Here is a 13137-nt window from a genome sequence, read left to right on the forward strand (position 1 = left end):
CCGTCACTCTACGACGCGACGCGTTCCCTGGCCGCGGGACGACGCGCTTCCACGCGGTAGGACAGCAGGGCGATCAGCACTCCCGCCACGGCGAGCGCGGCACCGGTCCATGCGGGAGCCGTGAAGCCCCAACCTGCCGCGATCACGAGGCCACCGAGGAAAGCGCCCAGGCTGTTCCCGATGTTGAGGGCCGAGTGGTTCATCGCCGCCGCGATCGACTGGTTGTCTTCAGCCACATCCATCAGTCGCGTCTGGATCGTCGGGCTCAGCACCGACGACACGAAGCCGACCACGAAGACCAGCAGCCCGAGCGTCACGATCCAGAAGGCCAGGACCGCGAGCAGGCCGAGGACGACGACGAGGGCCGCGAGCCCGAACAGCAGCGTGCGGCGCAGGTCGATGTCTGCGAGGTGGCCGCCGACGAGGTTTCCCGCGGTCATGCCGAGCCCCATCAGCACCAGGACGATCGGCACCGCCCAGTCCGGCGACCCGGCGACCTCGGTCACGAGAGGCGCGATGTAGCTGTAGACGGCGAAGAAACCACCGAAACCGATCGCACCGATGCCGAGTGTGAACCACACCTGCGGGATGCGGAAGACTCGCAGCTCCTGACGCATCGTGCGTCCGGGATCACCGGGGTGCTGCGGCACGAACACCGCGATGAAGACCGTCGCCAACGCGAACACGAGCGCGACGACGGCGAACGCCGCGCGCCACCCCCACTGCTGTCCGAGGAACGTGCCGAGCGGCACGCCGACCACGTTGGCGACCGTGAGGCCAGTGAGGATGAACGCCACACCCTTGGCGCGGTTCCCCGGACCCATGACGTCGGCCGCGACCAGGGCGCCGATGCCGAAGTACGCGCCATGCGGGAGCCCCGCCAGGAACCGGGAGGCGGCGACCAGTTCGAACGTGGGCAGGATGACTGTGAGCGCGTTGAAGACCGTCAGCGCGAGGGCCAGCACGATCATGACCCGGTGCCGCGGGAAGCGCGCGACGAATCCGGCGATGGTCGGCGCACCGACCACCACGCCCAGCGCGTACAGCGAGATCAGCCAACCGGCCTGGCTCAGCGCGTCTTCCTGGCTGGTGGCCCAGAGCGAGGGCAGCAGGTCGGCGGCGATGTTGGGCAGCAGACCCATGACCACGAACTCGGTCATGCCGATGCCGAAGCTGCCGATGGCGAGAGAGAGGAGCGCCCACTTCGCCGCACCCCTCGATTCAGTCGAGGGATTCACCGGTACAGCCTAGCGGCCGTCCGACGCCACGCCGTCCGTGCTCGTCCGCTCACGCCGCAGGAACACGTCGACCTCGTCCTGCCTCTCGAGGACGAAGCCGTGGCGTTCATACAGCGCCCGGGCAGGACTGCCCTGGAGCACGTTGAGGCGATGGGACACGTCGTCGTCCAGGAGCATCGTCAGGATGCGACCTCCGACGCCGGCCCCCTGGTGCGAAGGAGCGATGTAGAAGTGCTCCAGCCAGCGCGACCCGCCTTCGTCACGGAGCGCGACGGAGCCAACCTCCTCTCCGTCCACGATGATGACGCGGGTCTCCTCCGGCGCGAACGCGTCCCGAAACCGCTGCCGCACACGCACATCGTCATAGCGACCGAGCCTCGTCAGATCGGACCGGAGCACGATCGCCCGCAGTTCCGCGATCCAGTCGACGTCATCGTCGACAGCCGGACGTGTCCGGACCTCGGCAGGAGCGCGCCGATCAGTCATCCGACTCCTCGATCGCCGCCTCGAGTCGCTCGATCTTCGCCTCGAGCTCGCCCGAGTACCCGGGGCGGATGTCGGCCTTGAGCACCAGCGACACCCGCGAGCCGAACGGCATGACGGCCTCGGTGGCGCGCTTCACGACGTCCATCACCGAGTCCCAGTCCGGCCCCTCGATCTCGGTGAACATGCTCGTCGTGCGGTGCGGCAGACCTGACTCGCGCACCACGCGCACAGCCGCGGCCACCGCGTCGTGCACGGAGGCATCGGTCCGCTCGGTTCCTTCGGCGGGTGTGCCGCTCGGGGCGACGGAGAAGGCGATCAGCATGGGTTCACTCCTGGAGTTTCGGATGACGGACGGGCACGCGCAGGAGAGCGCGGATGCCGAGGACGAGCAGGACGAGGAGAAGGACGTTTCGCACCGTAAGCACCGCGACGGGAAGCGCTTCAGCGCGCAGGAGGGCGTCGTAGCCCAGCGGATACACGAGACAGGTGAGCAGACAGAGTGCGAGGACGATGACCGCGGGCGTGCGCGCTCTGGCACGGTCGAGCACGATCCACAGGATCACCGGCGCAATGAGCCAGGTCTGGAACTGGGGCGAGCCGACCTTGTTGGTGACGATGAGCAGCGTCACGAGTGTGAGGGCGAGCGGCGGGAACAACCGGGGGAAGGCGGCACCGCGCATCGCCTTCACCGCGCCGATCGCCGCGACCACCAGCACGCAGATCATCATCAACGGGGTGAGGGCCGCGGCGACGGCATCCACTCCCGGCGCCGTCACCTGGAAGGTGAGGATCTCGAAGCTGTACTCGATGCGTGCAGCCCCCGCGACAGCGAGCCAGAGGAACGGCGTCGCTGCGACCGCCTCGATCTGCAGCCCGCGCCCGGTCTGCTCGGTCAGGAACCCGAGGATCTCGGTGTCCGCGCCGAACAGGAGCAGCAGCGCCAGCACGCCGCCCGTGACGACGACCGCGCCGAGCAGCACTCGCAGCCGCGCGCGGACCGCGACGACGGCGGCCACGACGAGTGCGCCGGGCCAGATCTTGATCCAGGCGCCGGCCGTCAACAGGGCGGCGGCGATCATAGGTCGCGCGACGAGCCAGAGTCCGCCGATCACGGCGAGGGGCACGGTGATCGCGTCGATCCGGTACAGCGCGATCGGACCGAGCAGCAAGACGGCGCCGCACCAGAACCAGGCCGCGACCCGCCGCGCATGCGAGGGTGAGCGCCCGATGAGCACGCCGAAGGCGACCGCATCGAGGACGATGACCAGCACGGCCCAGCCGACGAGGTAAGCGCTCGAGACGCCGAGCACGGGAACCAGAGGCGCGGCGAGTCCGGCGGCGAGCAGCATGGGCACCAGCGCGAGCTGGGGGTAGACCCAGGTCTCGGTGATGCCGACGATCGGTCCGCCCCCGAGAGCCGCCGACGCCCACGGCTCGTACACGAGCACGACATCACCCATGGGCTGGCTCGGATACACCCACCCGAGCAGCGCGGTGAGCAGGTGGACGAGGAGGAATGCGCCCCACAGGACGAGCACCCTCGTCGTCGAGTCGCGGCTCACGCCAGGACGTCCTGGATCGCGTGCGGGAGCGCCTCGGCCACGTCCATCGCGACGATCGGGTGACCCGGGCCGCCGGCGAGCGTGCCGGCCGCGATCCGCGCGGCATGACCATGCAGCCAGGCCCCGGCGGCGGCGACCTCGGCGAGCGCCGCTCCGGGGTTCGCGGCCATGACCGCCCCGAGCACGCCGGCGAGCACGTCTCCGGTACCGGCCGTCGCCAGCCACCCCGTTCCCGCTTCGACGGCGATGACGGCTCCGTCGGGGTCGGCGACCAGCGTCCGTGTCCCCTTGAGCAGCACGGTGCCGCCGATCTTCGCGGCCACCTGCCGCGCCGCATCCGCCCGATCGTCGTCTTCGTCGTCGTGGGGCTGCACGCGGAGGCGCTCCTGCAACCGGGCGAACTCCCGTGCGTGAGGAGTGACGAGGAACGGCGCCCGTGCTCCCGGCGCGAGGTCCAGGGCACCCGCATCGATGACGACGGGGGCCGTGCCGGCGAGGATCTCGCGGAGCGCGATGCTCTCCGCGTCCGTGCGGTGCATCGGATCCGTCCCGGAGCCGATCACCCAGGCTCCGACGCGCGAACTGCCGATGTCCGCTCCCACGACGGTCTCGGGTCGCCGGGCCAGCACGGCGTCCGCCACCCGTTCCGCGCCCACGTACCGCACGAACCCCGCTCCGGACCGCCAGGCCGCCTCGACTCCGAGCACCGCGGCGCCGGGGTAGGCGGGAGATCCGGTACGCAGCGCCACGACCCCGCGCGCGTACTTGTCGTCCACCGCCGTGGGCGCACGGAACAGGCGTGCCGTATCGCTGCGTGACCACTCCCGCACCTCGATCATGACTCCACGTTAGTGCGACGGCCCGAGGCGCACGCCCGCGGGGGTAGCGTCGAACGGTGAGTCTTCTCTTCTCCCCTCTGAGCATCCGATCCGTCACCTTCCGCAATCGCCTCTGGGTCTCACCCATGTGCATGTACAGCGCCGTCGACGGCGTCGCTCAGGAGTGGCACCACGCCCACCTCGCCCAGTTCGCCTCGGGCGGCGCCGGGCTGATCGTCGCCGAGGCCACCTCGGTCGTCCCCGAGGGCCGGATCTCCCCTCGCGACGTCGGCCTCTGGAACGACGAGCAGCGCGACGCACTCACGCCGATCGTGCAGGCCATCCACGACCGCGGAGCGCACGCCGGCATCCAGCTCGCGCACGCGGGACGGAAGGCCTCGACCTGGTGGCCCTGGGCTCCCCAGCGCGGCTCCGTCCCGCAGGAGGACGGCGGCTGGACGACCACGGCGCCCTCGGCAGTGGCGTTCGACGGCTTCGCGGAACCGGTGGCCCTCGACCTGGCGGGCATCGACCGGGTGGTCGAGGGGTTCGCGTCCGCCACGCGCCGCGCGCTCGACGCCGGCTTCGACGTCATCGAGATCCACGGGGCGCACGGCTACCTCCTGCACCAGTTCCTGTCGCCGCTGTCGAACCTGCGCGACGACGAGTACGGCGGATCGCTCGAGAATCGCGCACGGCTGCTGCTCCGCGTGGTGGACGCCGTTCGTGCCACCGCCGGCGCCGAGGTGCCGCTGCTCGTGCGCATCTCGGCCACCGATCACGCGGACGGCGGCTTCACCCCGGAGGAGGCGACGATCGTCGGCGACTGGGCGGCACAGCACGGGGCCGACCTGATCGACGTCTCCAGCGGCGGCCTCGTCGCGCATCAGAGCATCGACGTATTCCCCGGATATCAGGTGCCGCTCGCCGAGACGGTGCGCCAGGGGGGCCGCATCCCGGTGTCCGCGGTCGGGCTCATCACCGCGTCGGCCCAGGCGGAGCAGGTGCTCGCCGACGGCGCGGCGGACGTGATTTTCGCGGGTCGGGAGTGGTTGCGTGACCCGCACTTCGCCCTCCGCGCCGCCCACGAGCTCGGTGCGGAGATCGCCTGGCCCCCGCAGTACGAGCGCGCGCACTGGCGCTGAGCGGGCGCGCACGCGACGAAGGCCGCCGATCCTCCCGGGTCGGCGGCCTTCGCGTATCTGTCCGGATCAGCGTCCGCGGAAGCGACGCGTCGCGTCCTGCACCTCGCCGACCAGCTCCTCCAGGATGTCCTCCAGGAACAGCACCGCGGTGGTGTTGCCCTGCGCGTCGCGCACCTTCGCGAGGTGGCGGCCCGCGCGGCGCATGACGGCGAGAGCATCCTCCAGATCCGTATCCTCCTGCACCGGCACCATGTGGTGGATGCGCTTGGCCGGGACCGGCTGGATCATCTTCGTCTCGGCATCCGGCCCTTCGGATGCGCGGAGGATGTCCTTCAGGTGGACATATCCGATCGGTACCGCTTCGTCGTCGACGATCACGTAGCGGGAGAACCCGTAGCGGGACACGGCCTTCTCGATGTCGTCCGGCGTGGTCGACTGCGGCAGCGTCACGAGATCGCCGAGCGGCACGGCGACATCCCGCGCCTTCTTGTCGGTGAATTCGACGGCGGCGGCGACCGTTCCCGCGGTGTCCATCAGCAGACCCTCACGTCGCGACTGGCTCACGATGGTCGCGACCTCGTCGAGCGTGAACGTGGAGGCGGCCTCGTTCTTCGGCTCCACCCGGAAGAGGCGCAGCACACCGTTGGCGGCCGCGTTGAGCACCCAGATCACCGGCATGAATACCTTCGACACCCACACGAGCGGCGGAGCCAGGATCAGCACGGCACGATCCGGCACCGAGAACGCCAGGTTCTTCGGCACCATCTCGCCGAACACGACGTGCAGGAACGAGACGATCAGCAGCGCGATCGCGAAGGAGACCGCATCGACGGCACCGTCCGGCCAGCCGAGCGCATGCAGCGGCACGGCGAGCAGGTGGTGGATCGCGGGCTCCGAGACGTTCAGGATCAGGAGCGAGCAGATGGTGATGCCGAGCTGCGAGGTCGCGAGCATCAGAGTCGCGTGCTCCATCGCGTACAGCGCCGTCTTCGCTGCACGCGAGCCCTGGTCTGCGCGCGGTTCGATCTGCGACCGACGAGCCGAGATCACCGCGAACTCTCCACCGACGAAGAACGCGTTCGCGATCAGAAGCACGACGAGCCAGGCGAGTCCTCCCCAATCGTTCATCGGGTGGCCTCCTCTCCCCCGTCGAGCGGACTCGGAACGTAGCGGACGCGGTCGACGCGCCGGCCGTCCATGCGGACGACCTGGAGGATGCCGCTGTCGAGCGGCACCTCGTCGCCGACCGAGGGCACGCGCTCGAGCACGCTCATGACGTAGCCGCCCACTGTGTCGTACACGTCGCCCTCCGGCACCTCGACGCCCGCGCGACGGCGCAGCTCATCGGGCCGCAGCTCGCCGGGGAAGGTCACACCCTCCCGGTTGCGGATGACTCCTGCTCTGGTGCGATCGTGCTCGTCGGCGACCTCGCCGACCAGCTCCTCGACGAGGTCTTCGAGGGTGACGAGACCCGCAGTCCCGCCGTATTCGTCGACGACGACGGCGAGCTGGTAACCGCGAGCACGGAGCTCGGAGATCAGGGCGTCGACGTGCACCGTCTCGGGTACGCGCAGGGGCTCGGTCGCCAGAGCACCGACGGGGACGTCGATCCGGCGATCACGCGGCACCGAGATGGCCGCCTTGAGGTGCACGACGCCCGTGATGTCGTCGAGATCGTCGTCGTAGACCGGGAAGCGGCTGTGGCCGGTCCGTCGCGCGAGTTGGATGACGTCGTCCACCGAGTCGCCCGCGGCGATCGCGTGCATGCTCGGCCGCGCGGTCATCACATCGGCGGCGGTCAGCCGGGAGAACATCAGGGTGCGGTCGAGCAGCGTCGCGGTGTCGGCCTCGAGCAGGCCCGCATTGGCGGAGCGTCGGACGAGCGAGGAGAGCTCCTCCGCGCTGCGGGCACCGGAGAGCTCCTCCTTGGGCTCGATGCCCATGCTCCGCAGCACGCCGTTGGCACTGCCGTTGAGCACGACCACGGCCGGTTTGAAGACTGTCGTGAAGGCGACCTGGAAGGGGATGACGAGCTTCGCCGTCGCCAGCGGCAGGGCGAGCGCGAAGTTCTTCGGCACGAGTTCGCCGAGGATCATCGAGAGCACGGTGGCGACGAGCATCGCCACGATCGTCGCGATGGGCGCGACCGCCGCCTCCGGGATGCTCCAGGCGAGGAGCGTCGGACGAAGCAGGTTCGACAGCGCCGGCTCCATCGTGTAACCGGTCAGCAGCGTCGTCAGCGTGATGCCGAGCTGCGCTGCGGAGAGATGCGTGGACGTGTGCCTGAGGGCGCCGATCGTGAGCGAGAGCCGGGATTCACCTCTGGCCTGTCGCGCCTCGAGCTCGGCGCGGTCGAGGTTGACCAGCGCGAACTCGCTGGCGACGAAGAGGCCGGTGCCGACCGTGAGAAGGAGCCCCACGCCCAACATGATGTAGTCCATCAGCGGTTCCTCTCCTGCGAGAGAGGCGGACAGTGGGGCGATGTTCTGCAACTGGGAGGGTCGTCCATTATGCGGACGATTGTACAGAAGACGACTGTGCTCGCGCTCGCGATCACCAGCTGACGGGCAGCGCCTTGCCCTCTTCGTACCCCGCCGCCGACTGGAGTCCGACCAGCGCGCGATCGTGGAACTCCGGCACGGACGACGCACCCGCATACGTGAACGACGAACGCACGCCCGAGGTGATCATGTCCAGCAGGTCCTCCACGCCGGGGCGCAGGGGGTCGAGATAGATCTTGGACGAGGAGATGCCCTCGGCGAAGAGCTCTTTGCGGGCCCGCTCGTAGGCGTCGAGTCGGCCGAAGCGCGCCTGCACCGCCTTGGTCGACGCCATGCCCCAGGATTCCTTGAACAGGCGTCCGTCGCCGTCGCGCTGCAGCTCCCCCGGCGCCTCGATCGTGCCGGCGAACCACGAGCCGACCATGACGGATGCCGCGCCGGCCGCGAGCGCGAGCGCGACGTCGCGGGGGTACCGCACGCCGCCGTCGGCCCAGACATGGGCGCCGAGCTCCTTGGCGGCCTGGGCGGTCTCGAGCACCGCGGAGAACTGGGGGCGGCCGACCGCGGTCATCATGCGCGTCGTGCACATCGCCCCCGGGCCCACGCCCACCTTGAGGATCGTCGCGCCCGCATCGACCAGGTCGGCGACGCCGTCGGCGGTGACGATGTTGCCGGCGACGATGGGCAGGCCGAGGTCGAGCTCGGCGATCGCACGCAGAGCGCGCAGCATGCTCTCCTGGTGGCCGTGCGCGGTGTCGACGACCAGCACGTCGACACCGGCTCCGGCGAGCGCCTTGGCCTTCGCTGCGACGTCGCCGTTGATTCCGACGGCCGCGGCGACGGCCAGACGCCCGTCGGTATCGACGGCCGGGCGGTACAGGGTCGAGCGCAGCGCACTGCGCGCGCTCAGGGTGCCCACGAGATGTCCGTGATGGACCACGGTCACCATCTCGACGTCGGCGTCCGTGATGACGTCGAAGGCGTGCCGCTCCGAACCGATGTCGTCCGCGTCGATGGACGGCGTCCCGCGGTGCACGAGATCTCCGAGCTGGGCATCCGGCAGAGCGGTGGCGAGTCTGGTCGCCGGGAGCACGCCGAGGATCCGGCCGACCTCGATCGGCGCGGCACCCTGCGCCACCACGATCCCGTGGCCGGCGGCGGCCGGGAGCAGACGGAGGGCGTCGGAGACGGAGGCCTCGGGCGGGAGCACGATCGGGGTGTCCCAGAGGACCGGCTGCGCCTTCACGTCGCGGATCGCGGAATCGAGATCCTGCAGCGGCAGGTCCTGGGGAAGGACGCCGAGCGCACCTCGGCGGGCGAGCACCGCCGCGATGCGCGGTCCGGTCACGGAGTTCATGTTCGCGGCGACGATCGGAAGGGTGGCCGGGGTGCCGTCCAGTGGTGCCAGATCGACCTGAAGACGGCTGGTGACCCCGGATCGCCGCGGCACCAGGAAGACGTCCGAGTAGGTCAGGTCGACGGTCGGCTGCGCTCCAGAGAACTCCATGTGTCCACGGTACCCAGATCGCAGCCGCGTGGGCGCGTCGCTTCCGACGATTCCTCGAGCGAAACACGTTAGGCTTGTTGGTCGAGAGTGTGCGGATCCGAACGCATCCTGCGTCGACGTCCGCACCAGAGAGCTTCAGCGATGAAAGAGGGCGATCGAGAGTGTCGAACCAGGTGACCGGCGTCAACGGCGACGGGGGGTTCGGAGCCAATTCCTGGCTCGTCGAAGAGCTCTACGAGCAGTTCAAGGTGAACCGCGACTCCGTCGACAAGGAGTGGTGGCCGATCCTCGAGAAGTACCACTCGGACACGTCCTCATCGGCACCCGCCGCCGCGGACACGTCGGCACATCCGGTGACCGCCCCGATCCCCGTGATCGGCTCGCAGCCGGTCGCCCGCACGACCGCGAAGCCCGCGGCCGCCGCGCCGATCCCGGCCCAGGCCCCCAAGCCCGCGCCCAAGCCCGAGTCGAAGGAAGCCGCCGAGACGGTCGAGGAGGACAAGGTCACGCCGCTGCGCGGCCTGCCGAAGACCCTCGCGGCGAACATGGACGAGTCGCTGACCGTCCCGACCGCGACCAGCGTGCGCACCGTGCCCGCGAAGCTGATGATCGACAACCGCATCGTCATCAACAACCACATGGCGCGCACCCGCGGCGGCAAGATCAGCTTCACCCACCTCATCGGCTGGGCGCTCATCCGCACGCTCGACGAGTTCCGCAGCCAGAACGTGTTCTACGCCGAGATCGACGGCAAGCCCTCGGTCGTCGCCCCGGCGCACGTCAACCTCGGCATCGCGATCGACCTGCCCAAGCCCGACGGAACTCGCGCACTCATGGTGCCCAGCATCAAGCGCGCCGACACCCTGTCCTTCACGGAGTACCTCAGCGCCTACGAAGACCTGGTCACCCGCGCGCGCGGCAACAAGCTCACCGCCGCCGACTTCCAGGGCACCACCGTCTCGCTGACCAACCCGGGCGGCATCGGCACCGTGCACTCCGTGCCGCGACTCATGAAGGGCCAGGGGTGCATCATCGGCGCCGGCGCCCTCGAGTACCCCGCCGAGTTCCAGGGCGCGAGCGACAAGACGCTCAACGAACTGGCGATCGGCAAGACGATCACGCTCACCAGCACCTACGACCACCGCGTCATCCAGGGTGCCGGGTCGGGCGAGTTCCTCAAGAAGGTGCATGAGCTGCTCATCGGCCAGCGCGGCTTCTACGACGACATCTTCGCGGCGCTCCGCATCCCGTACGCCCCCATCCGGTGGAACCCCGACATCGCGGTCGACCTCGCCGAGCGCGTCGACAAGCAGTCCCGCGTGCAGGAGCTCATCAACTCCTTCCGCGTCCGCGGCCACCTGATGGCCGACATCGATCCGCTCGAGTACCAGCAGCGGTCACACCCCGACCTCGAGATAGAGAGCCACGGGCTCACCTTCTGGGACCTCGACCGCGAATTCGTCACCGGCGGATTCGGCGGTCGGCGCGTCGCCAAGCTCCGCGACATCCTCGGAGTGCTCCGCGACTCCTACTGCCGCACGCTCGGCATCGAGTACATGCACATCCAGGACCCGGAGCAGCGTCGCTGGTTCCAGGAGAAGGTCGAGGTCAAGTACCAGAAGCCCGGCCACGACGAGCAGCTGCGGGTTCTCCGCAAGCTGAACGAGGCCGAGGCGTTCGAGACCTTCCTGCAGACGAAGTTCGTCGGCCAGAAGCGCTTCTCGCTCGAGGGCGGCGAGTCGCTGATCCCGCTGCTCGACGAGATCCTCCAGGGCGCCGCGACCGCAGGTCTCGAGGGTGCCGCGATCGGTATGGCCCACCGCGGCCGCCTCAACGTGCTCACGAACATCGCCGGCAAGACGTACGGCCAGGTGTTCCGGGAGTTCGAGGGCACCCAGACCCCCGGCAACCAGCGCGGCTCCGGCGATGTGAAGTACCACCTCGGCACCGAGGGCACCTTCGTCGCCGACGACAAGTCCGAGCTGCCGGTCTACCTCGCGGCCAACCCCTCGCACCTCGAGACGGTCGACGGCGTGCTGGAAGGAATCGTCCGCGCCAAGCAGGACCGCAAGCCGATCGGCACGTTCGCCTGGCTGCCGATCCTCGTCCACGGCGACGCCGCCTTCGCCGGGCAGGGCGTCGTGGTCGAGACGCTGCAGATGTCGCAGCTGCGCGGCTACCGCACCGGCGGCACGATCCACGTCGTGGTGAACAACCAGGTCGGCTTCACGACGACCCCGAACGACGGACGCACCTCGGTGTACTCCACCGACGTGGCGAAGACCATCCAGGCACCGGTGTTCCACGTGAACGGCGACGACCCCGAGGCCGTCATCCACGTGGCGCAGCTCGCGTTCGAGTACCGCGAGCGCTTCCACCGCGACGTCGTCATCGACCTCGTGTGCTACCGCCGACGCGGTCACAACGAGGGCGACGACCCCTCGATGACGCAGCCGCTGATGACCGACCTGATCCAGGCGAAGCGGTCGGTCCGCCGGCTGTACACCGAGTCGCTCGTCGGCCGTGGCGACATCACGGAGCAGGAGTACGACGAGGCCAAGGCGGACTTCCAGAACCGTCTCGAGATCGCCTTCGCCGAGACCCACGCGGCGGAGACCGGGGCGACGCCGATCGCACCCGACCTGCCTCCGGTGGAAGATCAGGTCGGCGCGCCCGAGGTCACCGGCGTGCCGGGTGAGGTCATCCAGCTCATCGGCGACGCGTTCGTGAACAAGCCCGAGGGCTTCACGGTGCACCCGAAGATCCAGCAGCTGCTGGAGAAGCGTCTCGACATGAGCCGCAACGGCGGTATCGACTGGGGCTTCGGCGAGCTGCTCGCATTCGGCTCTCTTCTGGTCGAGGGCACCCCGGTGCGTCTCGCCGGGCAGGATGCGCGCCGCGGCACGTTCGTGCAGCGTCACGCGACCCTTCACGACCGCGCGAACGGCCAGGAGTGGCTGCCGCTGTCGAACCTGTCCGACGCGCAGGGCCGGTTCTTCGTCTACGACTCGCTCCTCAGCGAGTACGCCGCCCTCGGATTCGAATACGGCTACTCGGTCGAGGCCCCCGAAGCACTCGTGCTCTGGGAGGCGCAGTTCGGCGACTTCGTCAACGGCGCCCAGTCCGTCATCGACGAGTACATCTCCGCCGCCGAGCAGAAGTGGGGCCAGCAGTCCAGCGTGACGCTGCTCCTCCCCCACGGCTACGAGGGCCAAGGACCCGACCACTCGTCGGCGCGCATCGAGCGATTCCTACAACTGTGCGCACAGGAGAACATGATCGTCTCCCGTCCGTCGACCCCGGCGTCGTACTTCCACCTGCTGCGCCGCCAGGCCTATGCCCGTCCTCGCAAGCCGCTCATCGTGTTCACTCCGAAGGCGATGCTGCGTCTGCGCGGCGCGACGAGCCCGGTCGAGGCGTTCACCCAGGGCCGGTTCGAGCCGGTGATCGACGACGACCGCGGTCTCGACCGCTCGGCCGTGAAGCGCGTCCTCGTGCACTCGGGCAAGGTGCACTGGGATCTGCGCGCCGAACTCGATAAGAACCCGAACCCCGAGGTCGCCCTCGTCCGGCTCGAGCAGCTCTACCCGACGCCGATCGACGACCTCAAGGCCATCACCGACTCCTACCCGAACGCCGAACTGGTGTGGGTGCAGGAGGAGCCGGAGAACCAGGGCGCCTGGCCGTTCCTCGCGCTCGCCTTCGCCGACGTCCCCGGCGACCGTTCCTTCCGTCCCGTCGCCCGCACGGCATCGGCATCGCCGGCGACGGGATCGTCCAAGGTGCACGCGGTCGAGCAGGCCGCACTGATCCGCTCGGCCGTCACGCTCGGCTGATCCATCGACGAGAAAGGGCGCCCCGACCACGGTCGGGGCGCCCT

10 protein-coding genes are annotated in these 13137 nt (G+C 69.5%); 2 read left to right on the top strand and 8 right to left on the bottom strand.

Annotated elements, in window-relative coordinates:
- Positions 1 to 8: 8 nt before the first annotated feature.
- The 5 genes from ACCO44_RS14805 to ACCO44_RS14825 are packed head-to-tail and all read right to left on the bottom strand — an operon-like array spanning position 9 to position 4125.
- Positions 9 to 1238, bottom strand: a complete 1230-nt coding sequence (locus ACCO44_RS14805) for an MFS transporter (RefSeq protein ID WP_372467126.1) — start codon at positions 1236 to 1238, stop codon at positions 9 to 11.
- Positions 1239 to 1247: 9 nt separating this feature from the next.
- Positions 1248 to 1724 (bottom strand): GNAT family N-acetyltransferase, encoded by a 477-nt coding sequence (locus ACCO44_RS14810; RefSeq protein ID WP_372467128.1) that lies wholly within the window; start codon positions 1722 to 1724, stop codon positions 1248 to 1250.
- Positions 1717 to 2046, bottom strand: a complete 330-nt coding sequence (locus ACCO44_RS14815; protein WP_262000726.1) for a thiamine-binding protein — start codon at positions 2044 to 2046, stop codon at positions 1717 to 1719. The genes ACCO44_RS14810 and ACCO44_RS14815 overlap by 8 nt, the downstream gene beginning before the upstream one ends.
- Positions 2047 to 2050: 4 nt before the next feature.
- Complete coding sequence (locus tag ACCO44_RS14820) at positions 2051 to 3286, bottom strand: hypothetical protein (RefSeq protein ID WP_372467130.1); 1236 nt, start codon at positions 3284 to 3286, stop codon at positions 2051 to 2053.
- Complete coding sequence (locus ACCO44_RS14825) at positions 3283 to 4125, bottom strand: NAD(P)H-hydrate dehydratase (RefSeq protein ID WP_372467132.1); 843 nt, start codon at positions 4123 to 4125, stop codon at positions 3283 to 3285. The genes ACCO44_RS14820 and ACCO44_RS14825 overlap by 4 nt, the downstream gene beginning before the upstream one ends.
- A 56-nt stretch (positions 4126 to 4181) precedes the next feature.
- On the opposite strand from ACCO44_RS14825, the gene ACCO44_RS14830 reads away from it, so the two are divergent.
- Entirely contained in the window at positions 4182 to 5249 is a 1068-nt protein-coding gene (locus ACCO44_RS14830) for an NADH:flavin oxidoreductase/NADH oxidase (RefSeq protein WP_372467134.1), read from the top strand.
- A gap of 66 nt (positions 5250 to 5315) precedes the next feature.
- Here the strand turns inward: ACCO44_RS14830 and ACCO44_RS14835 are convergent, their stop codons facing one another.
- The 3 genes from ACCO44_RS14835 to ACCO44_RS14845 form a co-directional block, all read right to left on the bottom strand.
- Positions 5316 to 6377 (bottom strand): hemolysin family protein, encoded by a 1062-nt coding sequence (locus ACCO44_RS14835; RefSeq protein WP_029261939.1) that lies wholly within the window; start codon positions 6375 to 6377, stop codon positions 5316 to 5318.
- Positions 6374 to 7690, bottom strand: coding sequence for a hemolysin family protein (locus ACCO44_RS14840; RefSeq protein WP_029261940.1), 1317 nt, complete (start codon positions 7688 to 7690; stop codon positions 6374 to 6376). The genes ACCO44_RS14835 and ACCO44_RS14840 overlap by 4 nt, the downstream gene beginning before the upstream one ends.
- Before the next feature lie 112 nt (positions 7691 to 7802).
- Complete coding sequence (locus ACCO44_RS14845; RefSeq protein WP_105709683.1) at positions 7803 to 9257, bottom strand: GuaB1 family IMP dehydrogenase-related protein; 1455 nt, start codon at positions 9255 to 9257, stop codon at positions 7803 to 7805.
- A gap of 161 nt (positions 9258 to 9418) precedes the next feature.
- Between ACCO44_RS14845 and ACCO44_RS14850 the strand changes: the two genes are divergently transcribed.
- Positions 9419 to 13093: a multifunctional oxoglutarate decarboxylase/oxoglutarate dehydrogenase thiamine pyrophosphate-binding subunit/dihydrolipoyllysine-residue succinyltransferase subunit gene (locus tag ACCO44_RS14850; RefSeq protein ID WP_372467137.1), complete on the top strand. Its 3675-nt coding sequence runs from the start codon at positions 9419 to 9421 to the stop codon at positions 13091 to 13093.
- Positions 13094 to 13137 lie beyond the last annotated feature (44 nt).

Source organism: Microbacterium maritypicum (assembly GCF_041529975.1).
Taxonomy (GTDB): Bacteria; Actinomycetota; Actinomycetes; order Actinomycetales; family Microbacteriaceae; genus Microbacterium.

Excerpts from the sequence above, each read along its gene's own strand:
- ACCO44_RS14845 (WP_105709683.1), bottom strand. The coding sequence starts at position 9,257 with ATGGAGTTCTCTGGAGCGCAGCCGACCGTCGACCTGACCTACTCGGAC.
- ACCO44_RS14840 (WP_029261940.1), bottom strand. The coding sequence starts at position 7,690 with ATGGACTACATCATGTTGGGCGTGGGGCTCCTTCTCACGGTCGGCACC.
- ACCO44_RS14835 (WP_029261939.1), bottom strand. The coding sequence starts at position 6,377 with ATGAACGATTGGGGAGGACTCGCCTGGCTCGTCGTGCTTCTGATCGCG.
- ACCO44_RS14810 (WP_372467128.1), bottom strand. The coding sequence starts at position 1,724 with ATGACTGATCGGCGCGCTCCTGCCGAGGTCCGGACACGTCCGGCTGTC.
- ACCO44_RS14825 (WP_372467132.1), bottom strand. The coding sequence starts at position 4,125 with ATGATCGAGGTGCGGGAGTGGTCACGCAGCGATACGGCACGCCTGTTC.
- ACCO44_RS14815 (WP_262000726.1), bottom strand. The coding sequence starts at position 2,046 with ATGCTGATCGCCTTCTCCGTCGCCCCGAGCGGCACACCCGCCGAAGGA.